24 protein-coding genes are annotated in these 21,232 nt (G+C 59.8%); 18 read left to right on the top strand and 6 right to left on the bottom strand.

The genetic code is table 11. The features are described 5' to 3' along the window. Positions 1-10: 10 nt before the first annotated feature. The 13 genes from rplR (at position 11) to bfr (ending at position 8,220) form a co-directional block, all read left to right on the top strand. Complete coding sequence (rplR, locus tag ACM6IM_RS02705) at positions 11-361, top strand: 50S ribosomal protein L18 (protein WP_003186037.1); 351 nt, start codon at positions 11-13, stop codon at positions 359-361. Between the two features lie 3 nt (positions 362-364). Further along, positions 365-865, top strand: coding sequence for a 30S ribosomal protein S5 (gene rpsE, locus ACM6IM_RS02700; RefSeq protein WP_110965129.1), 501 nt, complete (start codon positions 365-367; stop codon positions 863-865). Between the two features lie 2 nt (positions 866-867). After that, positions 868-1,044: a 50S ribosomal protein L30 gene (gene rpmD, locus ACM6IM_RS02695; protein ID WP_003176408.1), complete on the top strand. Its 177-nt coding sequence runs from the start codon at positions 868-870 to the stop codon at positions 1,042-1,044. Positions 1,045-1,047: 3 nt separating this feature from the next. Next, on the top strand, positions 1,048-1,485 hold the full coding sequence (gene rplO / locus ACM6IM_RS02690) for a 50S ribosomal protein L15 (protein ID WP_003228720.1): 438 nt from the start codon (positions 1,048-1,050) through the stop codon (positions 1,483-1,485). Further along, positions 1,486-2,814, top strand: coding sequence for a preprotein translocase subunit SecY (gene secY, locus ACM6IM_RS02685; RefSeq protein ID WP_003228718.1), 1,329 nt, complete (start codon positions 1,486-1,488; stop codon positions 2,812-2,814). A gap of 27 nt (positions 2,815-2,841) precedes the next feature. Continuing rightward, the gene (gene rpmJ, locus ACM6IM_RS02680; protein ID WP_002555468.1) at positions 2,842-2,958 is read left to right on the top strand and encodes a 50S ribosomal protein L36; all 117 of its coding nucleotides are present in this window, start codon (positions 2,842-2,844) and stop codon (positions 2,956-2,958) included. Positions 2,959-3,088: 130 nt separating this feature from the next. Next, positions 3,089-3,445 (top strand): 30S ribosomal protein S13, encoded by a 357-nt coding sequence (gene rpsM, locus ACM6IM_RS02675; RefSeq protein WP_009045849.1) that lies wholly within the window; start codon positions 3,089-3,091, stop codon positions 3,443-3,445. A gap of 30 nt (positions 3,446-3,475) precedes the next feature. Next, positions 3,476-3,865 (top strand): 30S ribosomal protein S11, encoded by a 390-nt coding sequence (gene rpsK / locus ACM6IM_RS02670; protein WP_002555466.1) that lies wholly within the window; start codon positions 3,476-3,478, stop codon positions 3,863-3,865. A gap of 18 nt (positions 3,866-3,883) precedes the next feature. After that, positions 3,884-4,504 carry a 30S ribosomal protein S4 gene (rpsD, locus tag ACM6IM_RS02665; protein WP_122852423.1) on the top strand — a complete coding sequence of 207 codons (621 nt, stop codon included), beginning with the start codon at positions 3,884-3,886 and terminating at the stop codon, positions 4,502-4,504. A gap of 22 nt (positions 4,505-4,526) precedes the next feature. Next, positions 4,527-5,528: a DNA-directed RNA polymerase subunit alpha gene (locus tag ACM6IM_RS02660; protein WP_003186012.1), complete on the top strand. Its 1,002-nt coding sequence runs from the start codon at positions 4,527-4,529 to the stop codon at positions 5,526-5,528. A gap of 42 nt (positions 5,529-5,570) precedes the next feature. After that, positions 5,571-5,957 (top strand): 50S ribosomal protein L17, encoded by a 387-nt coding sequence (gene rplQ, locus ACM6IM_RS02655; RefSeq protein ID WP_192309350.1) that lies wholly within the window; start codon positions 5,571-5,573, stop codon positions 5,955-5,957. A 194-nt stretch (positions 5,958-6,151) separates the two neighbouring features. Further along, positions 6,152-7,600 carry a catalase gene (locus ACM6IM_RS02650; RefSeq protein ID WP_414864096.1) on the top strand — a complete coding sequence of 483 codons (1,449 nt, stop codon included), beginning with the start codon at positions 6,152-6,154 and terminating at the stop codon, positions 7,598-7,600. A gap of 155 nt (positions 7,601-7,755) precedes the next feature. Further along, positions 7,756-8,220 carry a bacterioferritin gene (gene bfr / locus ACM6IM_RS02645; RefSeq protein WP_192309346.1) on the top strand — a complete coding sequence of 155 codons (465 nt, stop codon included), beginning with the start codon at positions 7,756-7,758 and terminating at the stop codon, positions 8,218-8,220. A gap of 65 nt (positions 8,221-8,285) precedes the next feature. Here the strand turns inward: bfr and uvrA are convergent, their stop codons facing one another. Beyond that, positions 8,286-11,120: an excinuclease ABC subunit UvrA gene (gene uvrA / locus ACM6IM_RS02640; RefSeq protein WP_414864095.1), complete on the bottom strand. Its 2,835-nt coding sequence runs from the start codon at positions 11,118-11,120 to the stop codon at positions 8,286-8,288. A gap of 191 nt (positions 11,121-11,311) precedes the next feature. Between uvrA and ACM6IM_RS02635 the strand changes: the two genes are divergently transcribed. Both ACM6IM_RS02635 and ACM6IM_RS02630 read left to right on the top strand, forming a co-directional pair. Next, the gene (locus ACM6IM_RS02635) at positions 11,312-12,709 is read left to right on the top strand and encodes an MFS transporter (RefSeq protein ID WP_192309342.1); all 1,398 of its coding nucleotides are present in this window, start codon (positions 11,312-11,314) and stop codon (positions 12,707-12,709) included. A 9-nt stretch (positions 12,710-12,718) separates the two neighbouring features. Then, complete coding sequence (locus tag ACM6IM_RS02630) at positions 12,719-13,234, top strand: single-stranded DNA-binding protein (protein WP_201196845.1); 516 nt, start codon at positions 12,719-12,721, stop codon at positions 13,232-13,234. A 96-nt stretch (positions 13,235-13,330) separates the two neighbouring features. Here the strand turns inward: ACM6IM_RS02630 and ACM6IM_RS02625 are convergent, their stop codons facing one another. After that, on the bottom strand, positions 13,331-13,885 hold the full coding sequence (locus tag ACM6IM_RS02625) for a cysteine hydrolase family protein (RefSeq protein WP_201196848.1): 555 nt from the start codon (positions 13,883-13,885) through the stop codon (positions 13,331-13,333). Positions 13,886-13,987: 102 nt separating this feature from the next. On the opposite strand from ACM6IM_RS02625, the gene ACM6IM_RS02620 reads away from it, so the two are divergent. The 3 genes from ACM6IM_RS02620 to ACM6IM_RS02610 all read left to right on the top strand — a co-directional run bounded on the left by ACM6IM_RS02620 (position 13,988) and on the right by ACM6IM_RS02610 (position 17,070). Next, a complete protein-coding gene (locus ACM6IM_RS02620; RefSeq protein ID WP_414864094.1) occupies positions 13,988-14,980 on the top strand; it encodes a GlxA family transcriptional regulator in 993 nt (330 codons plus the stop codon). A 232-nt stretch (positions 14,981-15,212) separates the two neighbouring features. Further along, positions 15,213-16,322 (top strand): DUF3182 family protein, encoded by a 1,110-nt coding sequence (locus ACM6IM_RS02615; RefSeq protein WP_414864093.1) that lies wholly within the window; start codon positions 15,213-15,215, stop codon positions 16,320-16,322. After that, on the top strand, positions 16,312-17,070 hold the full coding sequence (locus ACM6IM_RS02610) for an alpha/beta hydrolase family protein (RefSeq protein ID WP_192309333.1): 759 nt from the start codon (positions 16,312-16,314) through the stop codon (positions 17,068-17,070). The genes ACM6IM_RS02615 and ACM6IM_RS02610 overlap by 11 nt, the downstream gene beginning before the upstream one ends. Positions 17,071-17,130: 60 nt before the next feature. Here ACM6IM_RS02610 and ACM6IM_RS02605 read toward each other — a convergent pair whose 3' ends face one another. The 4 genes from ACM6IM_RS02605 to ACM6IM_RS02590 are packed head-to-tail and all read right to left on the bottom strand — an operon-like array spanning position 17,131 to position 21,116. Further along, positions 17,131-18,117, bottom strand: coding sequence for a lysylphosphatidylglycerol synthase domain-containing protein (locus tag ACM6IM_RS02605; protein ID WP_414864092.1), 987 nt, complete (start codon positions 18,115-18,117; stop codon positions 17,131-17,133). Further along, positions 18,104-19,399: a cardiolipin synthase ClsB gene (gene clsB / locus ACM6IM_RS02600; protein ID WP_192309329.1), complete on the bottom strand. Its 1,296-nt coding sequence runs from the start codon at positions 19,397-19,399 to the stop codon at positions 18,104-18,106. The genes ACM6IM_RS02605 and clsB overlap by 14 nt, the downstream gene beginning before the upstream one ends. Next, on the bottom strand, positions 19,396-20,154 hold the full coding sequence (locus ACM6IM_RS02595; RefSeq protein ID WP_414864101.1) for an endonuclease/exonuclease/phosphatase family protein: 759 nt from the start codon (positions 20,152-20,154) through the stop codon (positions 19,396-19,398). Before ACM6IM_RS02595 ends, clsB begins: the two co-directional genes overlap by 4 nt. 35 nt (positions 20,155-20,189) lie before the next feature. Then, complete coding sequence (locus tag ACM6IM_RS02590) at positions 20,190-21,116, bottom strand: DUF72 domain-containing protein (protein WP_414864091.1); 927 nt, start codon at positions 21,114-21,116, stop codon at positions 20,190-20,192. Positions 21,117-21,232 lie beyond the last annotated feature (116 nt).

Here is a 21,232-nt window from a genome sequence, read left to right as displayed (position 1 = left end):
GGCATAGCAAATGACCGACAAAAAAGTTACTCGACTGCGTCGCGCTCGCAAAGCACGCCTGAAAATGCACGAACTCGAAGTCGTGCGTCTCTGCGTGTTCCGCTCGTCGCAGCACATCTACGCCCAGGTCATTTCGGCCGACGGCAACAAAGTCCTGGCAAGTGCCTCGACTTTGGACAAAGAACTGCGTGATGGTGCCACTGGCAACATCGACGCGGCCACTAAGGTTGGCCAGCTGGTCGCTACGCGTGCAAAAGCCGCTGGCGTCTCGCAGGTGGCTTTCGACCGCTCTGGCTTCAAGTACCACGGCCGCGTCAAGGCGCTGGCTGATGCTGCTCGTGAAGCTGGGCTGGAGTTCTAAGTTATGTCAAATAACGACCAAAAGCGCGACGAAGGCTACATCGAGAAGCTGGTTCAAGTTAACCGCGTAGCCAAAACCGTTAAAGGCGGCCGTATCTTCACTTTCACCGCGTTGACCGTGGTGGGTGATGGTAAAGGGCGTGTTGGCTTCGGCCGTGGCAAGTCGCGTGAAGTGCCTGCTGCGATCCAGAAGGCAATGGAAGCTGCTCGCCGCAACATGATCCAGGTTGATCTGAACGGCACTACCCTGCAGTACTCGACGAAGTCCGCTCACGGCGCTTCGAAGGTCTACATGCAGCCTGCTTCTGAAGGTACCGGTATCATCGCTGGCGGCGCTATGCGTGCCGTTCTCGAGGTTGCTGGCGTTCAGAACGTTCTGGCCAAGTGCTACGGCTCGACTAACCCGGTAAACGTGGTTCACGCCACTTTCAAGGGTTTGAAGGCTATGCAATCTCCTGAATCCATTGCCGCCAAGCGTGGCAAAAGCGTCAAGGAGATCTTCTGATCATGGCTACCGTAAAAGTAACGCTGATCAAAAGCATGACCGGCCGTATCCCTAACCACAAACTGTGCGTTAAGGGTCTGGGTCTGCGTCGCATCGGTCACACTGTAGAAGTCCAGGATACTCCCGAGAATCGCGGGATGATCAACAAGGCTTACTACATGCTGCGTGTCGAGGGTTAATCGATGAAACTCAATGATCTGAGTCCAGCGCCGGGTTCCCGTCGCGAAAAGCATCGTCCGGGCCGTGGTATCGGTAGTGGTTTGGGTAAAACCGGTGGCCGTGGCCACAAAGGTCAGACCTCCCGCTCCGGTGGCACCATTGCTCCAGGCTTTGAAGGCGGTCAACAGCCGCTGCATCGTCGCCTGCCGAAATTCGGTTTCGTTTCCCTGAAAGCCATGGACCGCGCAGAAGTGCGTCTGTCCGAGCTGGCTAAAGTGGAAGGCGACATCGTCACCGTGCAGTCCTTGAAAGATGCCAACGTGATCAACGTCAACGTACAGCGCGTGAAAATCATGCTGTCCGGTGAAGTGACTCGCGCTGTAACCATCGGAAAGGGAATCGGCGCCACCAAAGGTGCGCGTGCGGCTATCGAAGCAGCTGGCGGCAAGTTCGAGGAATAAATGGCTAAGCAAGGTGCTCTCTCTGCGCTCGGCAAAGGCGGTATGTCTGAACTCTGGGCTCGTCTGCGTTTTCTGTTCCTGGCGATTATCGTCTACCGAATAGGCGCACACATCCCGGTTCCAGGTATCAACCCGGACCGACTCGCGGACCTGTTTCGACAGAATGAGGGGACCATTCTTAGCTTGTTCAACATGTTTTCCGGCGGCGCGCTGGAGCGGATGAGTATCTTTGCACTGGGGATCATGCCGTACATTTCGGCATCGATCATCATGCAGCTGATGACCGCCGTCAGCCCGCAGCTGGAACAGTTGAAGAAGGAAGGTGAAGCTGGCCGTCGCAAGATCAGCCAGTACACCCGCTACGGCACTGTCGTTCTCGCTCTCGTTCAGGCTATTGGCATGTCCATTGGTCTGGCAGGGCAGGGCGTTGCGTTCACTGGTGACTTTGGCTTCCATTTCGTTGCGGTATCCACGTTTGTGGCTGGCGCGATGTTCATGATGTGGCTGGGTGAGCAGATTACTGAGCGTGGTGTTGGCAACGGTATCTCGATGTTGATCTTTTCGGGTATCGTTGCCGGTCTTCCGAGAGCGATCGGGCAGTCTTTCGAGTCTGCGCGGCAGGGTGATATCAACATTTTCGCCCTGGTTGCCATCGGTTTGCTGGCAGTAGCGATTATCGGTTTCGTGGTGTTCATTGAGCGTGGTCAGCGTCGTATTGCTGTTCACTACGCCAAGCGTCAGCAGGGCCGTAAGGTTTTCGCTGCGCAGACAAGCCACTTGCCGCTGAAGGTGAACATGGCCGGTGTTATCCCGGCCATTTTCGCGAGCAGCATTTTGCTGTTCCCGGCTTCGTTGGGTGCCTGGTTTGGTCAGTCCGAAGGTATGGGCTGGTTGCAGGACATCTCGCAGTCGATCGCTCCTGGTCAGCCATTGAATATTCTGCTGTTTAGTGCAGGGATTATTTTCTTCTGCTTCTTCTATACGGCGTTGATGTTCAATCCGAAAGACGTAGCGGAAAACCTGAAGAAGTCCGGTGCCTTTATTCCGGGCATCCGTCCAGGTGAGCAGTCTGCGCGCTACATTGATGGCGTTTTGACCCGCTTGACCATGTTCGGTGCTCTATACATGACGGCCGTGTGCCTGCTGCCCCAGTTCCTGGTGGTTGCGGCAAACGTACCGTTCTACCTTGGCGGGACCTCGTTGCTGATCGTCGTCGTGGTTGTGATGGACTTCATGTCCCAAGTACAATCGCACCTCGTTTCGCACCAGTACGAATCCCTGATGAAGAAAGCCAACCTGAAGGGTTACGGCAGCGGCATGTTGCGCTGAGTACCCATAAGGTTCGAGGAGTTGGTGATGAAAGTTCGTGCATCGGTGAAAAAGCTGTGCCGTAACTGCAAGATTATTCGCCGCGAAGGTGTTGTTCGAGTAATTTGCAGCGCGGAACCGCGTCACAAACAGCGCCAAGGCTGAGTGTGATTGTGCTTCAAGCCCGGTAGCTAGTGCGCTACCGGGTTGATTATTTGTTATTACAGCGATATTATCTCGCGCCCTATTTCTTGGCTTCCGGGGCGTAGGTAGCTGTCAATTGGAGTCCCACTGAATGGCCCGTATTGCAGGCGTTAACATTCCAGATAACAAGCATACTGTTATCTCGCTGACCTACATCTATGGTGTTGGTCGCACAACTGCACAGAAGATCTGTGCAGAGACTGGGGTAAACCCAGCCGCAAAGATCAAGGATCTGAGCGACGAGCAGATTGAACAGCTGCGTGGCGAAGTGGCGAAGTTCACCACTGAAGGTGACCTGCGTCGCGAAATCAACATGAAAATCAAGCGCTTGATGGACCTCGGTTGCTATCGCGGTCTGCGTCATCGTCGTGGTCTGCCAGTACGCGGTCAGCGTACCAAGACCAACGCGCGTACCCGTAAAGGTCCGCGTAAGCCGATCCGCAAGTAATCGCCCCAGCGAATCGACAGGAATTTAATCATGGCAAAACCTGCTGCTCGTCCTCGTAAAAAAGTTAAAAAGACAGTGGTTGATGGCATCGCCCACATCCATGCTTCTTTTAACAACACAATCGTGACCATCACCGACCGTCAAGGTAACGCTCTTTCCTGGGCTACCTCCGGTGGTTCGGGTTTCCGCGGTTCCCGCAAGTCCACCCCGTTCGCTGCTCAAGTAGCTGCTGAGCGTGCTGGTCAAGCTGCGCTGGAATACGGTCTGAAAAACCTCGACGTTAACGTCAAAGGTCCAGGCCCAGGTCGTGAATCTGCAGTTCGTGCTTTGAACGGCTGTGGCTACAAGATCGCCAGCATCACCGACGTGACGCCAATCCCGCACAACGGGTGCCGTCCGCCGAAGAAGCGCCGCGTGTAATCCAGGAGATTGTAAAGAATGGCTCGTTACATTGGTCCAAAATGCAAACTCGCTCGTCGCGAAGGCACCGATCTCTTCCTGAAGAGCGGCGTGCGCGCGATCGAATCGAAGTGCAACATTGAAGCAGCACCTGGTATCCACGGCCAACGCCGCGGTCGCCAGTCCGACTACGGCACCCAACTGCGTGAAAAGCAGAAGGTCCGTCGTATCTACGGCGTTCTCGAGCGTCAATTCAGCGGCTACTACAAAGAAGCTGCTGGCAAGAAAGGCGCAACTGGCGAAAACCTGTTGCAACTGCTCGAATGCCGTCTGGACAACGTTGTATACCGTATGGGCTTTGGTTCGACTCGTGCCGAATCCCGTCAGCTGGTATCGCACAAGTCGATCAGCGTAAACGGCAAAACCGTTAACGTTCCGTCCTACCAGGTTCGTGCTGGTGACGTGGTCGCTGTTCGCGAGAAGGCAAAAAACCAACTTCGCATTGTCCAAGCTCTCGATCTGTGTGCCCAACGTGGCCGCGTAGAATGGGTAGAAGTAGACACTGAGAAGAAGTCGGGCGTTTTCAAGAACGTTCCAGCTCGCAGTGATCTGTCCGCCGACATCAACGAAAGCCTGATTGTCGAGCTCTACTCCAAGTAAGGGCTAGAAAATAGGTGCATCCATGCAGATTTCGGTAAATGAGTTCCTGACACCACGCCATATCGATGTGCAGGTTGTCAGTCCAACCCGCGCCAAGATCACTCTCGAGCCTCTCGAGCGTGGTTTCGGCCACACCCTGGGCAACGCGCTGCGCCGCATCCTGTTGTCCTCAATGCCCGGCTGTGCAGTAGTCGAGGCCGAGATTGACGGTGTACTCCATGAGTACAGCGCCATCGAAGGCGTACAGGAAGACGTAATTGAAATCCTGTTGAACCTTAAAGGTCTGGCTATCAAGCTGCACGGTCGTGACGAAGTTACGCTGACCTTGTCGAAGAAGGGTTCGGGGGTGGTTACCGCTGCCGATATTCAGCTGGATCATGATGTCGAGATCGTTAACCCCGATCACGTAATCGCTAACCTGGCGTCTAACGGCGCCCTGAACATGAAGCTCACCGTAGCTCGTGGTCGTGGTTATGAACCGGCAGACTCGCGTCAGAGCGATGAAGACGAAAGCCGCAGCATTGGTCGCTTGCAGCTCGACTCTTCGTTCAGCCCGGTTCGCCGTATCGCATACGTGGTGGAAAACGCCCGTGTCGAGCAGCGTACCAACCTGGACAAGCTGGTTATTGATCTGGAAACCAACGGTACCCTGGATCCTGAAGAGGCTATCCGCCGTGCTGCAACCATTCTGCAACAGCAGTTGGCTGCGTTCGTCGACCTCAAAGGTGACAGTGAGCCTGTGGTTGTCGAGCAGGAAGACGAGATCGATCCGATCCTGCTTCGCCCGGTTGACGATCTGGAACTGACTGTACGTTCGGCCAACTGCCTTAAGGCGGAAAACATCTACTACATCGGTGACCTGATTCAGCGTACCGAAGTAGAGCTGTTGAAGACTCCGAACCTGGGCAAGAAATCCTTGACTGAAATCAAGGACGTTCTGGCCTCCCGCGGTCTGTCCCTCGGCATGCGCCTCGACAACTGGCCGCCTGCAAGTCTTAAGAAGGACGACAAGGCGACTGCCTGATCGTCGTAATCACCGAACGTTGTGTTTGGTAAGGAATGAACCATGCGTCATCGTAAAAGTGGTCGTCACCTGAGCCGCACCAGCTCGCACCGCAAGGCCATGTTCCAAAACATGGCGGTGTCGCTGTTCGAGCACGAGCTGATCAAAACTACACTGCCAAAAGCCAAAGAACTGCGCCGCGTTGCCGAGCCGCTGATCACTTTGGCCAAGATTGACAGCGTTGCTAACCGCCGTCTGGCTTTCGACCGTACTCGTTCGAAAGCTATCGTTGGTAAGCTCTTCAACGACCTGGGCAAGCGTTACGCTACCCGTGAGGGTGGCTACCTGCGCATCCTCAAGTGCGGTTTCCGCGCTGGCGACAACGCGCCTATGGCGTACGTCGAGTTGGTTGATCGTGCTGTCGGCGGTGAAGCTGTATCCGCTGAGTAAGACGTCAGTCTGAAACAAGGAACCGGGCCTCGTGCCCGGTTTTTTGTGGGCGATCGAAAAGTTTGCCGCCTCTTGGAGTTAGTTATTTTCTATCGACTCACATGGCGTAATGAATTTGTAGGTGTAACATTTCTGATCAATACTCCTTCTCAGCCGATTAGCCGGCAGTTCGAGACTGAAGAGGAAGAGATCGCATGAGCCAAAATAAAATACTCACTACCGCCAGTGGCGCTCCTGTCGCTGACAACCAGAATTCCCGCTCCGCCGGCCCTCGCGGTCCACTGCTCCTCGATGACTTCCACCTGCTGGAGAAGCTCGCCCATTTCAACCGGGAAAACATTCCGGAGCGCCGGGTACACGCCAAAGGTTCGGGTGCCTACGGTACGTTTACCGTGACACGCGACATCACCCAGTACACCAGCGCCAAATTGTTCGAATCGGTCGGCAAGCAAACCCCGACATTCCTGCGTTTTTCCACGGTAGGCGGTGAGCGTGGCTCGGCCGACACCGAGCGCGATCCACGTGGTTTCGCCCTGAAGTTCTACACCGAAGAAGGCAACTGGGACATCGTTGGCAACAACACGCCGGTTTTCTTCATCCGTGATCCGCTCAAGTTCCCGGACTTTATCCACACCCAGAAGCGTCTGCCCCAAAGTAATCTGAAAAGCGCTCAAGCGATGTGGGATTTCTGGTCGCACTCGCCCGAGGCATTGCACCAGGTCACCATTCTGTTTTCGGACCGTGGCATCCCTGATGGTTACCGTCATATGCACGGCTTCGGCAGCCACACCTACAGCCTGATCAGCGCTAGCGGTGAGCGTCATTGGGTGAAGTGGCACTACAAGACCAAGCAGGGCATCAAGAACCTGGCACCGGCAGAAGCTGCGCGCCTGGCGGGTACCGATCCGGACTACGCCCAGCGTGACCTGTTCGAGGCCATCGAGCGCGGCGATTTCCCGAAATGGAGCGTCTGCATCCAGCTCATGACCGAGGCCCAGGCTGAGGCGCACTATGAGAACCCGTTCGATGTGACCAAGACCTGGTCGCAGAAAGAGTTCCCGCTGATCGAAGTGGGCGAACTCGAGCTCAACCGTAATCCGCTGAACTACTTCGCTGAAGTGGAGCAGGCCGCCTTCGGCCCGAGCAATATGGTACCGGGTGTCGGCCTGTCACCGGATCGCATGCTGCAGGGGCGCGTGTTCGCTTACGCCGATGCGCATCGCTACCGTGTGGGCACCAACCACCAGCAACTGCCGGTGAATGCGCCTCGCAGTCCGGTCAACAGCTATCAGCGCGACGGCTCCATGGCGTTTGGCAGCAATGGCGGCGCTGCACCGAACTACGAGCCAAACAGCTATGTGGAGTCGCCTAAGCAAGCGCCTCGCTACGCAGAGCCAGCGCTCAAGCTGAGCTGCGTGGCCGATCGTTACGATCATCGTGAGGACACCGACTACTACAGTCATGCCGGGGCGTTGTTCCGCCTGATGAGCGATGAGCAGAAATCCCTGCTGGTGAGCAACATCGCCGGTGCGATGGCCGGGGTTTCCGGTGATGTGGTCGATCGCCAGCTGCAACACTTCTTCAGGGCTGATCCAGCGTACGGAGAAGCAATCGCAAAGGCGTTGGGCGTACAGCTTAACTAAGTCTAAACGAGAAGCAGAACCGCCCTCATTTGGGCGGTTTTTGCGTTATTTAAGCTGCTTTTCTCAGAATATCTTCGCTTTTATTGCGTCTGGAGAGTGACCTCGCGGTCATGTTGGTTCAAACTACAGACTTTCAAGCAGGGAGATGTAGGGCGATGCAAGGCCACCCAGACGTAATCGATTACCTCAACACGTTGCTGACCGGCGAACTGGCCGCGCGTGACCAATATTTCGTTCACTCGCGGATGTATGAGGACTGGGGATTCACCAAGCTCTACGAACGAATCAACCACGAGATGGAAGAGGAAGCCGGCCACGCCGATGCGCTGATGCGCCGGATTTTGATGCTGGAAGGTACGCCGCGCATGCGTCCCGATGATGTCGATGTCGGCACTTCGGTTCCTGACATGCTCGCGTCCGACCTGCGCCTGGAGTACAAGGTCCGCGCCGCACTCTGCAAGGGCATCGAGCTATGCGAGTTGCACAAGGATTACGTCAGTCGCGAGATCCTGCGTGTTCAGTTGAATGACACCGAGGAAGACCACACCTACTGGCTCGAGAAGCAGTTGGGTCTGATCAAGTTGATCGGCATCGAGAACTACCTGCAATCCCACGCCTGATTGCAGCGGTTATAAAAAAGCCCCTGTCACCGATAACGTGACAGGGGCTTTTTCATGGGCCGGATTCAGGCCCTGTCGCGCTCGAGCAAAGGCTTGAGATAGAAGCCGGTATGAGATTGCTTCATCTCGGCGACCTCTTCCGGTGTGCCCACGGCAATGATCTGGCCGCCCTTGGAGCCGCCTTCCGGCCCCAGGTCCACCAGCCAGTCGGCGGTCTTGATCACGTCCAGGTTGTGCTCGATTACCACGACGGTGTTGCCGTGGTCACGCAAGCGATGCAACACGTCGAGCAGTTGCTGGATGTCCGCGAAGTGCAGACCGGTGGTCGGCTCATCGAGGATGTACAGGGTCTTGCCGGTGTCGCGCTTGGACAACTCGCGGGACAGTTTCACACGCTGTGCTTCACCCCCCGAAAGTGTGGTCGCCGATTGCCCCAGCTTGATGTACGACAGGCCGACGTCCATCAACGTCTGCAGCTTGCGCGCCAGCGCCGGAACCGCATCGAAGAACTCCCGGGCTTCCTCGATGGTCATTTCGAGGGTTTCGTGGATGCTCTTGCCCTTGTACTTGATCTCCAGGGTTTCGCGGTTGTAGCGCTTGCTCTTGCAGACATCGCATGGAACGTAGATGTCCGGCAGGAAATGCATTTCGACCTTGATCAGGCCGTCGCCCTGGCAGGCCTCGCAGCGTCCGCCCTTCACGTTGAATGAGAAACGCCCAGGGCCGTAGCCGCGCGAACGGGACTCCGGCACACCGGCGAACAGCTCGCGAATCGGCGTGAACAAACCGGTATAGGTCGCCGGGTTGGAGCGCGGGGTACGGCCGATGGGGCTCTGGTCGATGTCGACGACCTTGTCCAGGTGCTCAAGGCCCTTGATGCTGTCGTGCGCGGCTGCTTCAAGCGTCGTGGCCCCGTTGAGGGCGGTGGCGCTTAGCGGAAACAGCGTGTTGTTGATCAGCGTCGACTTGCCGGACCCGGAGACTCCGGTCACACAGGTCAGCAGTCCAATCGGGATATCCAGATCGACGTTGCGCAGGTTGTTGCCACGTGCTCCCTTCAGGGACAGCGACAGCTTCTTGTTGCGCGGCGTGCGTTTGGCCGGCACTTCGATTTTCACCCGGCCGGACAGGTACTTGCCAGTCAAAGAATCGGGGTGAGCCATGACCTCGGCCGGGGTGCCTTCGGCGACAATGCTGCCGCCGTGTACGCCAGCGCCCGGGCCGATATCCACCACATAGTCCGCCAGGCGGATCGCGTCTTCATCGTGCTCGACCACGATCACCGTGTTGCCGATGTCGCGCAGGTGTTTAAGCGTGCCCAGCAGCCGATCGTTGTCGCGCTGGTGCAGGCCGATGGACGGTTCATCGAGGATGTACAACACCCCGACCAGACCGGCACCGATCTGGCTGGCCAGGCGGATTCGCTGCGCTTCACCACCTGACAGGGTGTCGGCACTGCGGTCCAGGGACAGGTAGTCGAGGCCGACGTTGACCAGGAACTGCAGGCGTTCACGGATTTCCTTGAGGATCTTGTCGGCGATTTCGCCGCGACGACCGGTCATCTTCAATACGCCGAAGTAGTCGCAGGCATCGCCAATCGGCAGGTTGGTCACTGCCGGCAGGTTCTTCTCACCCACCCAGACATGCCGCGCCTCGCGCCGCAGACGGGTGCCACGGCAATCCGGGCAGGGCTGGGTACTGAGGAACTTCGCCAGTTCCTCACGTACAGAGGCCGATTCGGTTTCGCGGTAGCGTCGCTCCAGATTGGGCACGATGCCTTCGAACGGGTGCGAGCGTTTGACGATGTCGCCCCGGTCGTTGAGGTACTTGAAGTCGACATTCTGCGAGCCGCTGCCCTGCAGGAGCAGTTTTTGCTGCTCGGCCGACAACTCGTTGAAGGGCTTCTCCAGACTGAATTTGTAGTGCGACGCCAGTGAGCCAAGCATCTGGAAGTAATAGACGTTGCGCCGGTCCCAGCCGCGAATCGCGCCCTCGGCCAGGGTCAGTTCACCATTGACCAGTCGCTTGATGTCGAAGAATTGCTTCACCCCCAGACCGTCGCACGTCGGGCAGGCACCGGCGGGATTGTTGAAGGAGAACAGCTTGGGTTCCAGCTCGCTGATGGCGTGGCCACAGATCGGGCAGGCGAAGCGGGCGGAGAAGATCATCTCTTCGCCCGGCTCGTCGTCCATCGGCGCAACCAGCGCGATACCGTCCGCCAGTTTCAGCGCGGTTTCGAAAGACTCGGCCAGGCGCTGCTGCAGATCGGCGCGGACCTTGAAGCGGTCGACCACGACATCGATCGTGTGCTTTTTCTGCTTGTCGAGCTTGGGTGCTTCGTCCAGCTCATGCAGCTTGCCGTTGATCCGTGCACGCACGAAGCCCTGGGCGCGCAGCTCTTCGAAGACCGACAGGTGTTCGCCTTTACGCTCGCGGATCACCGGGGCCAGCAGCATCAGCTTGCTGCCTTCCGGCTGGGCGAGGACCAGGTCGACCATCTGGCTGACGGTTTGCGCTTCCAGTGGAATATCGTGGTCCGGGCAGCGCGGAATACCGACGCGAGCGTAAAGCAGGCGCAGGTAGTCGTAGATCTCGGTGATGGTGCCGACCGTCGAGCGCGGGTTGTGCGAGGTGGACTTCTGTTCGATGGAAATGGCGGGCGACAGGCCTTCGATGGTGTCGACGTCGGGTTTTTCCATCATCGACAGAAACTGCCGGGCATAGGCCGACAGCGACTCGACGTAACGGCGCTGACCTTCGGCATACAGCGTGTCAAACGCCAGTGACGATTTGCCGGACCCGGACAGGCCGGTGATGACGATCAGTTTGTCCCGTGGCAGGGTCAGGTCGATGTTCTTCAGGTTGTGGGTTCGGGCCCCACGAATCAGGATCTTGTCCAAAGTGGCCTCGCTTGGCGGGCGTCGAAAACGTAGGAGTATACGGCCAAATACTGGATGGATGCACACTATCAATCGAGTGGATTACGCTCTTACATGAAGAGTCTGTCAGCGGAACGCGGCAAAGCGTCGCGAGATACCCCGTCAATCGATGGGACTGGTAGAATCGCGGCCGGTTCACATGAGGTTTTTCCATGCACGATCCCCATAGCGAACGCATGAGTGGTAGCGAGACCCGCGCAGCAAGCGGTCTGGCCCTCGTGTTCGCCTTCCGTATGCTTGGCATGTTCATGGTGTTGCCGGTGCTGGCGACCTATGGGATGGACCTGGCGGGAGCGACCCCGGCCCTTATCGGGCTGGCGATTGGCGCTTACGGCCTGACCCAGGCGATTTTTCAGATTCCTTTTGGCGTCATTTCCGACCGCATCGGCCGCCGCCCGGTGATTTACCTGGGGCTGGTGGTCTTTGCCCTGGGCAGCGTGCTGGCCGCCAGTGCCGACTCGATTTGGGGCGTTATCGCCGGACGCATCCTGCAAGGTGCGGGTGCGATTTCCGCCGCAGTGATGGCGTTGCTGTCAGACCTGACCCGCGAGCAGCATCGAACCAAGGCCATGGCCATGATCGGCATGACCATCGGCCTGTCGTTTGCGGTGGCCATGGTGGTGGGGCCGTTGCTGACCCGTGCCTTCGGTCTGTCGGGGCTGTTCCTCGCCACGGGCGGCATGGCCCTGGTAGGTATCCTGATCGTCGCTTTCATGGTGCCGCGTGCCGCCGGGCCGTTGCAGCACCGTGAGTCCGGCGTCGCGCGGCAGGCATTGCTGCCGACGCTCAAGCACCCGGATTTGCTGCGCCTGGACCTGGGCATTTTTGTGTTGCACGCGATGTTGATGTCGAGCTTCGTTGCATTGCCGCTGGCCCTGGTCGAAAAAGCCGGGTTGCCCAAAGAGCAGCACTGGTGGGTCTACCTGACCGCGCTGCTGATTTCCTTCTTCGCCATGATCCCGTTCATTATTTACGGCGAGAAGAAACGCAAAATGAAACGAGTTTTATTGGGCGCAGTGCTGACGCTGATGCTCACTGAGCTATTCTTCTGGCAGTTCGGCGATAGCCTGCGGGCCCTGGTGATCGGAACGGTGGTGTTCTTCACCGCGTTCAACTTGCTGGAAGCTTCGTTGCCATCGCTGATCAGCAAGGTTTCACCGGCGGGCGGCAAGGGCACGGCGATGGGGGTTTATTCCACCAGCCAGTTCCTCGGATCGGCACTGGGCGGGATACTCGGCGGCTGGATGTTCCAGCACGGCGGCCTGTCGGTTGTGTTCCTTGGATGCGCCGGTCTGGCTGCCCTCTGGCTGGCCTTTGCTGTTACCATGCGCGAACCTCCCTACGTGACGAGCCTGCGCTTGCCGTTGTCGCCCGAGGCGATCCGCGAAGCGGGTCTGGTCGAGCGCCTTTTGGCCGTGGTAGGGGTAACAGATGCAGTGATCGTTGCCGATGAAGCGGCGATTTACATCAAATTGGACACCGAACTATTGGATCGCACCACCCTCGAGCGTCTGGTGAACAACCCGGCCGCGACAGCGTGCGAAGCCTAGGAGAACGTTATGGCCCGTGGGGTTAACAAAGTCATATTGGTCGGCACTTGCGGCCAGGATCCCGAAGTTCGCTACCTGCCTAACGGTAACGCCGTGACCAACCTGAGTCTGGCGACCAGCGAACAATGGACCGACAAGCAAACCGGTCAGAAAGTCGAAAAGACCGAATGGCACCGTGTGTCGATGTTCGGCAAGGTGGCGGAAATCGCCGGTGAATACCTGCGTAAAGGTTCGCAGGTCTACATCGAAGGCAAACTGCAGACCCGCGAGTGGGAAAAAGACGGTATCAAGCGTTACACCACCGAAATCGTGGTCGACATGCAAGGCACCATGCAACTGCTCGGCGGCCGTCCGCAACAGGGCGACCAACAGGGTGGTGGCAACAACTACCAGCAATCCGCGCCACGCCAGCAGGCGCCGCGTCCGCAGCAGTCGGCACCGCAACAGTCGCGCCCGGCGCCACAGCAGGCCGCTCCACAGCCAGCTGCGGATTTCGACAGCTTCGATGACGATATTCCGTTCTGATCGACCGTTACACCTGATCTGAACCCAAAGGCCCGGCGCTGACAGCGTCGGGCCTTTTTTGTGGGCGTCGGCCGGGGGGCGGGTGCCGGTGCAACCTCAATGGCTGGCCGCGAGAAACTCGTCGGTAGACACCACGGTGGCATAGGCGAAGCCCAGCGCCGCCATGAACGCGGCATGGACGTGGGCGGCCGGGACGGTGAGGCCGTTGAACTCCAGGTCGCGTGAGGCACAGGCGTCGTGGATCACGGTGACGCTGTAGCCAAGGTCATTGGCGGCCCGGGTGATGCCATCGATGCACATGTGGCTCATGCTGCCGACCACCACCAGTTCCTTGATACCTTGCTCGTCGAGGATCGACTTCAGCTCGGTTTCACGGAACGAGTTGACGAAGTGCTTGAGCACGACCGGCTCTTCGGCACGGTTGAGCACCTTGGGATGCAGCTTCGCGCCTTCGGAGCCGGGAGTGAAGAACGGCGCGTCGTGGGAGGTGAATTCGTGGCGGATGTGCACCACGTTATCGCCGGCCGCACGAAAGGCTTCGATCAGGCGGGCGGCGTTGTCTGCCGCGGCGTCGGCACCGACCAGCGGCCACTTGCCTTGTGGGAAGTAGTCGTTTTGGATATCAACTACGATGAGTGCTTGCTTGGCCATGACTGTTTCCTTGTTGTGCTGATTGGGTGTGCAATGAAGTATCGGGGCTGGCCGGCTCTGCGAGGATTGGCCGCACCGACAATAGAGAGGGGAAAACTGACAATGGACGCACAAAGGCCGATCACCGAGCTGGGTGTACTGATCTACCCTGGCGCGCAGATGGCGGCGGTGCACGGCTTGACGGATCTGTTCGGCGTGGCCAACCGGATTGCCGCCGACTATCAGGCGCAGGCGTTGCCGTTGCTGCGGGTCAGCCACTGGCAGGTGGATGAGGCCGGGGTGCCCGCGCGGGTCTACGACAGTTCTCCGGCGGCGGACGAAGGCTTGGTGGCGCTGCTGATTCCGCCGTCGATTGGCGGTTTTTCCGAAGGCCAGGCGCCACCGGAGCTGCTGCGCTGGATTCGTCAGCAACACGCCCAGGGGGCGACCGTCGGCGGTGTCTGCGTGGGTTCGATTCTTTTGGCCGAAAGCGGCTTGCTCGACGGGCGCAGCGCCACCACTCACTGGACCTCGGCCAAGGCTTTCGCCGAGCGTTATCCAGCGGTCAGGCTCAAGGCCGATACGCCGATTGTCGACGATGGTGACCTGATCACCACGGCCGGGCTGATGGCGTGGTCCGAATTGGGCCTGCGCCTGGTCGACCGCCTGCTGGGGCCGAGCATCGCCACCGGCACCGCGCGGTTCCTGGTGGTGGAACACAGCGACAGCGCCAGCGAGTGTGGCAGCAACTTCGCGCCGATCCTCAGCCACGGCGACGCCTCGATTCTCAGGGTGCAGCATTGGCTGCAAAGCACCGGGGCCACCGATGTCTCGCTGCCGGCGATGGCCGAACGGGCAGGGTTGGAGGAGCGAACCTTCCTGCGCCGGTTTCGCGCAGCCACCGGGCTGAAACCCACCGAGTACTGCCAGCATCTGCGGGTCGGCAAGGCTCGGGAAATGCTGGAGTTCACCAACGGCACCATCGACCACATCGCCTGGACCGTGGGGTATCAAGACCCGAGCGCCTTTCGCGCGACGTTCAGGAAAATCACGGGTCTGGCGCCGAGTGATTACCGTTCGAGGTTTGGGGTGACGCCCAATGCGGCCACTCGATAGTTGCATCGAGCCTATCCCCTTTCGCGAGCAGACTCGCTCCCACAGGAGATCCTGGAATTTCAATCATGCAAAATGCAAGGAATGAACGAGGTGTCGTGCAGAATAAAACGGGCGCGACGCCAGGTGATAACCGCAACGGCCTGATTTGCAGCGTGTTTCCCGGCCCCGGCGCTTGGCCTGATCTCTGCAACCCTCCATTGACATTCATCCAGTGCCGATTGAAGGGGGATGCATGACCCCAACAAACCGCAAGAAACTGGTGGTCGCCCATTCGGTGCGGCCTGACGCTCCGCAACATGAGGTCGAGACCAATCGCGCGCTCGCCCGATGGCTGGCGCAGATCCTGGGCTTCAAGTATGGCGGCAGCTATGACCCCGACCGCCACCAGGGGCGCGAGCTGTACCTGTTGCCGACGCAGACCCTGGTCGGTGCCGATGCCGCCCGGCAACTGGGTGTCAAAGGACCGGAGGATTTGTGGGGCGGTTATGTCGAGCATGATTTCATTTGCACCAAGGCCATCAGTCACGGCCTGCGCGACAAAAATGCATTCGCCCCGCCCGGTTGGTCATCGTTGTTTTCCGAGCGGGTACGTGGCGTGGTGCTGGACGGCCTGAGCGTGTTTTCCTTCGATGATGCACGGTCTGCGGCAGAGCACTTGCTCTACACCGGCCCGATCCGCCTCAAGCCGATTCATGCCTGTGCCGGACGCGGTCAGGAAGTGATCAAGAGCCTGGATCAGTTCGACGCCGTGCTCGCCAGGCCCGAAGCCCGGACGTTGTTTACCGAGGGCGTGGTGCTCGAGCAGGACCTGAGCGAGGTGGTCACTCACAGCGTCGGCCAGAGCTTCATCGGCGACGTGGTGCTGAGTTACTGCGGTGATCAATACCTGACCCGCGATGCCCACGATGAGGAGGTCTACGGCGGTTCGAACCTGGTTGTGGTGCGAGGGCATTACGACAATTTGCTCGAGTTGGAGTGGCCCGACGATGTGCGCCTGGCGATCCATCAGGCGCAAGTGTTCGACCGGGCGGCGGATGAGGCCTACCCTGGTTTCTACGCCTCGCGGCGCAACTACGACATCGCCCAGGGGCTGGACGCCAACGGCAAGCGCCGCAGCGGTGTGCTCGAGCAATCCTGGCGCATGGGCGGTGCCAGCAGCGCGGAAGTGGCGGCGTTGCAGAGTTTCATCAACGACCCGCAAATGCGCGCGATCCGCGTTTCGTCGGTGGAAACCTATATCGATCAGGCGCTGCCGGCGGATGCCATCGAGGTGTATCGCGGGCCGGCGCACAACAGCGACTTCCTCCTCAAGTATGTAACGGTCCAATCCTATGACGGCTAGAAGCGAAAGCATTCAAATCGACATCGACGATGAACAGATGAGCGGGACCTTTCTCAGTCCCAAATCCAAAGTCCCCGGTGTGCTTTTCGTGCACGGCTGGGGCGGCAGTCAGGAGCGCGACCTCGAGCGGGCCAAAGGCATCGCCGGCCTGGGCTGCGTGTGCCTGACCTTCGATCTGCGCGGGCACACCGGCGGTACCGGCATTCCGCTGACGCGGGTCACTCGCGAAGACAATCTGCGCGACCTGCTGGCGGCGTACGACCGGTTGCTGGCGCATCCGGCGCTCGATACCTCGGCGATTGCCGTGGTCGGCACCAGCTACGGCGGTTACCTGGCGTCGATCCTGACGTCCCTGCGCCCGGTCCGCTGGCTGGCGCTGCGGGTGCCGGCGCTGTATCGCGATGAGCAATGGCATACCCCCAAGCGTGAGCTGGACAAGCTGGACCTGCGCGATTACCGCAGCACGCTGGTGCGCGCCGACAGCAACCGTGCGCTGCATGCCTGTGCGCAATTCACCGGGGATGTGCTGCTGGTGGAGTCCGAGACCGACGACTACGTGCCCCATGCGACGATCATGAGTTACCGTGCCGCGTGCCAGCAGACGCATTCGCTGACCCACCGGATCATCGACGGCGCCGACCACGCGTTGAGCGAGCCGGTTTCGCAGCAGGCGTATACCTCGATCCTGGTGGACTGGATTACCGAGATGGTGGTGGGTGAGCGGTTGAGCATCATTCAGTCGAAATGAGGTTGGCCTGCCTGGCGCCATTGCTCCCCCGGGTCAACCGGCGATGGCCTCGCCATCACATCACTCGGGCTTTTTGGCAATTCGCAGCGACTTGGCCTTCGCTTCGACCACCAGGTACATCACCAGTGTGATCAGCAACGGCAGGATGAAGTAGATCGCCCGATACGCCAGCAACCCCGCCACCAGGCTGCCCCGCGATGCTTCGTGCTGCAGCAACGCGACAAACACCGCTTCCAGCACGCCGAGCCCCGCCGGAATGTGCGTGATGACCCCGGCGATGGCGCTGATCAGCAACACCCCGAGTACCAGCGGGTAATCCAGTTTGCTCGGCAGCAGGGTGAAGATCACCGCCGCCATCAGCGACCAGTTCAGCGCGCCGAGAAGCAATTGCAGGATCGCCATGCGCAGCGACGGCAGGTTGATTTCCACCCCGCGAATCGACCACTCCCGGCGTCTGGAGAACCGACAGGCCGCCAGATAGCCCGCGCTCGCCAGCAACAGCAACACGCCTACGCCCTGCAGCGCATCGCTGCTGAGTTTCCAGCCGGGGGGCATGCGCACCAAGCCGCTGCTGAACACCACGCCGGCAATCAGCATGTAGCCGAACCAGTTCGTCGTCAGGCTCAGCCCGAGGATTTTCGCGATGTTGCTCTTGCTTACGCCCAGCCGTGAATACAGGCGAAACCGCATGGCGATACCGCCGACCCAGGCACTGAGGTTGAGGTTGAAGGCGTAGCTGATGATGCCCACCGGCAGGATCTGTTTCCAGGTCAGGTCCTGGCGGATGTAAGTGCGTCCGATCAGGTCGTAGCAGGCGTACACCAGAAAGCTCACCAGCGTCAGCCCGGCGGCAATGATCAGCGTGCGCACCTTGAAGTCGGCCAGGGTGGCGAACACTTCGTTCCACTCGATGCGCTGGGCCAGCAGGGTGAACAGCACGATCAGCGCCAGGAAAAACAGCATCGTCAGTGGCTTTTTCCAGCGCGTCCAGCGTGACGGCGATGCGCTGGAGGCATGAGCAGGCGAGTGAGTGTCAGCGCGGTCCATGGTTGTCACTCCCGCTGAGATGGGTGAAAGGCTTCAACCGTGGCTTGTGAGCCGGCAGCCAACCGGCCCAGGCCGGGAAATGCCGCAGGAAGTGAAACACCAGGAAACCCACCGTCATGTGCCAGATCCGCCCGCGCGGAGCCTTGTCCGGGGACATCGCCTTGCAGTGGTGTTCGCTGAGGATTTCCAGGCGCTCGAACAAATCCTGATTGAAGAGGCGGTCGCGGATCAGAACATTGGCTTCCAGGTTCATCGACAGGCTCAGCGGGTCGAGATTGCTCGAACCGACGGTGCTCCAGTCTTCGTCCACCAGCGCCACCTTGCCGTGCAGCGGTCGTTCGCAATATTCGTGGATGCGCACACCGGACTTGAGCAGGTAGTCATAGGTCATGCGCGCCGCCAGTTTGGCCACCAGCATGTCCGGCTGACCCTGAAGGATCAGTCGCACATCGACACCTCGGCGCGCGGCATTGCGGATCTCGCGCAGCAGCCGATACCCGGGAAAGAAATAGGCGTTGGCGATCACCACCCGCCGTTGCGCGGTGCGCAGGACTTGCCGATAAACCTCCTCGATGTCGGTGCGGTGGTCGCCGTTGTCGCGGTAGACCAGGCGCACCTGGCCATCGTGATCGTTGAACGCCAGTTCCGAACGTCGCTGCCGGCGCCGCTGCCACCAATACTTGGCCCGGGCCGGACGACCGCTTTGCAGCAGCGCGAAATGATGAATGTCGGCCACCGCCGGGCCTTGCACTTCCACCGAATAATCCTGCTTGGCCTCGGGGCCGAAGTCGCCCAGGTGATCGGCGGAGAAGTTGATCCCGCCGATGAACGCAATGGTGCCGTCGACCACCACTATCTTGCGATGCAGGCGACGGAACCAGTTGGTGCGAAAGCCAAGGTGCTTGGGGGCCGGATCGAACATCTGGATGCGCACGCCGGCCTCGCTCAGCGCCGCGAGATAACCGGTGGTCAATTCGCCACAGCCAAAACCGTCGAGGCTGGCGGTGACCCGGACACCGCGCTGTGCGGCCTCGATCAACACCTGCTGCAACTCGTTGCCGACCTTGTCCTCGAACACGATGAAGGTTTCCAGGAGGATTTCCGTCCTGGCCTGGCGCATGGCTTCGAACACCCGTGGAAAGTAGGCTTCGCCGTTTTCCAGCAGTTTCACCCGGTTATTGCCCTGCCAGCCGTATTCGACATCGACCACCCCGGGCTCCCGGACCGGCTGGGCCGTGGACAGGTGTTCCACGGGTGTTTCTTCCAACGGTGCGCTGCTCATAGTTCGATCTCCACCGATAGCGGTGCGTGGTCGGAAAGGTGTGACCAGGGACGTGAGGCCAACACTTGCGGGCGGCAGGCCTTGAGGTTGCGTATGTAGATGCGGTCCAGGCGCAGGGCCGGCAGGCGCGCCGGGAAACTGCGCGCCGGTTTGCCGTGGTGCTCGGCGAATACTTCGCGCAGGCCGCAGGGTTCGAGCAGCGCGTCGGCGCGCTGGCGCCAGTCGTTGAAATCGCCCGCGACGATCACCGGCGCGTCGCCCGGCAATTCGTCGAGACGTTGGGCCAACAGTTTGAGCTGCGCATTGCGGTGGGTTTCGCGCAGCCCCAGGTGAACGCAGATCGCATGCACCTGGGGGCCTTCGCCCGGCAGGCGCAGCACACAGTGCAGGAGCCCGCGGTTCTCGTGACCGCTGATGGACACGTCGAGGTTGTCGTGCTGGATGATCTGGAATTTCGACAGCAGCGCATTGCCGTGATCACCGGCCGGGTAAACAGCGTTGCGCCCATAGGCGAACTGCGGCCACAGGGTGTCGGCGAGGAATTCGTATTGCGGCATTTCCGGCCAGTTGCTGTACCGCCGGGGGTGATGTTCGTGTGCGCCGTGGACTTCCTGCAAAAACACCACGTCAGCCGATACGCTGCGGACGGCTTCACGCAGTTCGGGCAGGATGAAACGCCGATTCAGCGCGGTGAATCCCTTGTGCGTGTTGACGGTCAACACCGTGAAGCGACGCACGGCGGCCAGGGTTTGCATCGAGTTGTCGGAGGCGGCGAGCGGCACGGATTCATTCATGACAGCACCCCTTGCGCGGCCGGTTCGCCGGGTGCCGTGGCGAGGTCCTTGTCGAGATCAAAGTGCTTGAGCAGGCGGCGGGCGTCATAGGGGGCCCGGACTTTGATGTCGTTGTCGAAATAGCAGAACACCTCGCGGGATTTGCGCGCCCGGGGCTTGAGCCGCGGTGCGATCAACTGCGGGTCCGGCGGTTGCCCGCCGTGGTGCCAGGCATCGATCCGCGCGCCCCAATGCTTCAGCGCCTGCGGGGTGTAACCGCTGGCGTAGAGCTCTTCGGCGCCGTGCAGGCGCAGGTACACGAAATCGCTGGTGAGGTCTTCGCGATAGGGCCACTTGCCGGCCGTATCGGCGATCACCAGCGCGACGTTATAGCGCTTGAGCAAGCGGACGAATGCCGGATCGACGAAACTGTCATTGCGGATCTCCACCGCGTGGCGCAATGGCCGCTTCCTGTACGCCCGGGTGCTGGCCTGGCCGTGCAGGTGCGCGTCGTGCTGGCGGGCGAGGGCGGCGGCCTGTGCGGTGTCGTGGGGCAGTTGTTCGAGGAAGTGCTCGAACAGCTCGGCGTCGAATTTGAAGTTGGGCGGAAACTGCCAGAGGATCGGACCGAGTTTTTCCTTGAGTTCCAGCACCCCGGAGGCGAAGAAGTTGGCCAGGGGAATATGGATGTCGCGCAGGCGCCGGATATGAGTGATGAAGCGCGGGGCCTTGACGCTGAAGACGAAGTCCGCCGGGGTTTCGGCGTACCACTGGGCGTAACGTTCCGGCCGTTGCAGGGCGTAAAACGATCCATTGATTTCAATACTGTTGACGGCCCGGGAAGCGAACTGCAATTCGCGTTTCTGGGTCAGCCCCTTCGGGTAGAAGTCCCCGCGCCAGGGCATATAGCGCCAACCTGAAATGCCAATGTGAATCGCCGCCATGTCGCCTCCCGTGTGATGGTCCTCGGTTGCCCCTGTCTTTTGATGACTGTGGGGCAATCGAGAAAGTTTCCACCGGGCTACGGACGGTCCATCCTTCACACCGCCTCTGCAGGAGC

This window comes from Pseudomonas sp. IT-P12, assembly GCF_949767465.1.
In the GTDB taxonomy this organism is placed as follows: Bacteria; Pseudomonadota; Gammaproteobacteria; order Pseudomonadales; family Pseudomonadaceae; genus Aquipseudomonas.
Note: the sequence above shows the minus strand (reverse complement) of the source record. Positions and strands in the feature narration are given on the sequence as shown.

Excerpts from the sequence above, each read along its gene's own strand:
- rplR (WP_003186037.1), top strand. The coding sequence starts at position 11 with ATGACCGACAAAAAAGTTACTCGACTGCGTCGCGCTCGCAAAGCACGC.
- rpsE (WP_110965129.1), top strand. The coding sequence starts at position 365 with ATGTCAAATAACGACCAAAAGCGCGACGAAGGCTACATCGAGAAGCTG.
- rpmD (WP_003176408.1), top strand. The coding sequence starts at position 868 with ATGGCTACCGTAAAAGTAACGCTGATCAAAAGCATGACCGGCCGTATC.
- rplO (WP_003228720.1), top strand. The coding sequence starts at position 1,048 with ATGAAACTCAATGATCTGAGTCCAGCGCCGGGTTCCCGTCGCGAAAAG.
- secY (WP_003228718.1), top strand. The coding sequence starts at position 1,486 with ATGGCTAAGCAAGGTGCTCTCTCTGCGCTCGGCAAAGGCGGTATGTCT.
- rpmJ (WP_002555468.1), top strand. The coding sequence starts at position 2,842 with ATGAAAGTTCGTGCATCGGTGAAAAAGCTGTGCCGTAACTGCAAGATT.
- rpsM (WP_009045849.1), top strand. The coding sequence starts at position 3,089 with ATGGCCCGTATTGCAGGCGTTAACATTCCAGATAACAAGCATACTGTT.
- rpsK (WP_002555466.1), top strand. The coding sequence starts at position 3,476 with ATGGCAAAACCTGCTGCTCGTCCTCGTAAAAAAGTTAAAAAGACAGTG.
- rpsD (WP_122852423.1), top strand. The coding sequence starts at position 3,884 with ATGGCTCGTTACATTGGTCCAAAATGCAAACTCGCTCGTCGCGAAGGC.
- ACM6IM_RS02660 (WP_003186012.1), top strand. The coding sequence starts at position 4,527 with ATGCAGATTTCGGTAAATGAGTTCCTGACACCACGCCATATCGATGTG.
- rplQ (WP_192309350.1), top strand. The coding sequence starts at position 5,571 with ATGCGTCATCGTAAAAGTGGTCGTCACCTGAGCCGCACCAGCTCGCAC.
- ACM6IM_RS02650 (WP_414864096.1), top strand. The coding sequence starts at position 6,152 with ATGAGCCAAAATAAAATACTCACTACCGCCAGTGGCGCTCCTGTCGCT.
- bfr (WP_192309346.1), top strand. The coding sequence starts at position 7,756 with ATGCAAGGCCACCCAGACGTAATCGATTACCTCAACACGTTGCTGACC.
- ACM6IM_RS02635 (WP_192309342.1), top strand. The coding sequence starts at position 11,312 with ATGCACGATCCCCATAGCGAACGCATGAGTGGTAGCGAGACCCGCGCA.
- ACM6IM_RS02630 (WP_201196845.1), top strand. The coding sequence starts at position 12,719 with ATGGCCCGTGGGGTTAACAAAGTCATATTGGTCGGCACTTGCGGCCAG.
- ACM6IM_RS02625 (WP_201196848.1), bottom strand. The coding sequence starts at position 13,885 with ATGGCCAAGCAAGCACTCATCGTAGTTGATATCCAAAACGACTACTTC.
- ACM6IM_RS02620 (WP_414864094.1), top strand. The coding sequence starts at position 13,988 with ATGGACGCACAAAGGCCGATCACCGAGCTGGGTGTACTGATCTACCCT.
- ACM6IM_RS02615 (WP_414864093.1), top strand. The coding sequence starts at position 15,213 with ATGACCCCAACAAACCGCAAGAAACTGGTGGTCGCCCATTCGGTGCGG.
- ACM6IM_RS02610 (WP_192309333.1), top strand. The coding sequence starts at position 16,312 with ATGACGGCTAGAAGCGAAAGCATTCAAATCGACATCGACGATGAACAG.
- ACM6IM_RS02605 (WP_414864092.1), bottom strand. The coding sequence starts at position 18,117 with ATGGACCGCGCTGACACTCACTCGCCTGCTCATGCCTCCAGCGCATCG.
- clsB (WP_192309329.1), bottom strand. The coding sequence starts at position 19,399 with ATGAGCAGCGCACCGTTGGAAGAAACACCCGTGGAACACCTGTCCACG.
- ACM6IM_RS02595 (WP_414864101.1), bottom strand. The coding sequence starts at position 20,154 with ATGCAAACCCTGGCCGCCGTGCGTCGCTTCACGGTGTTGACCGTCAAC.
- ACM6IM_RS02590 (WP_414864091.1), bottom strand. The coding sequence starts at position 21,116 with ATGGCGGCGATTCACATTGGCATTTCAGGTTGGCGCTATATGCCCTGG.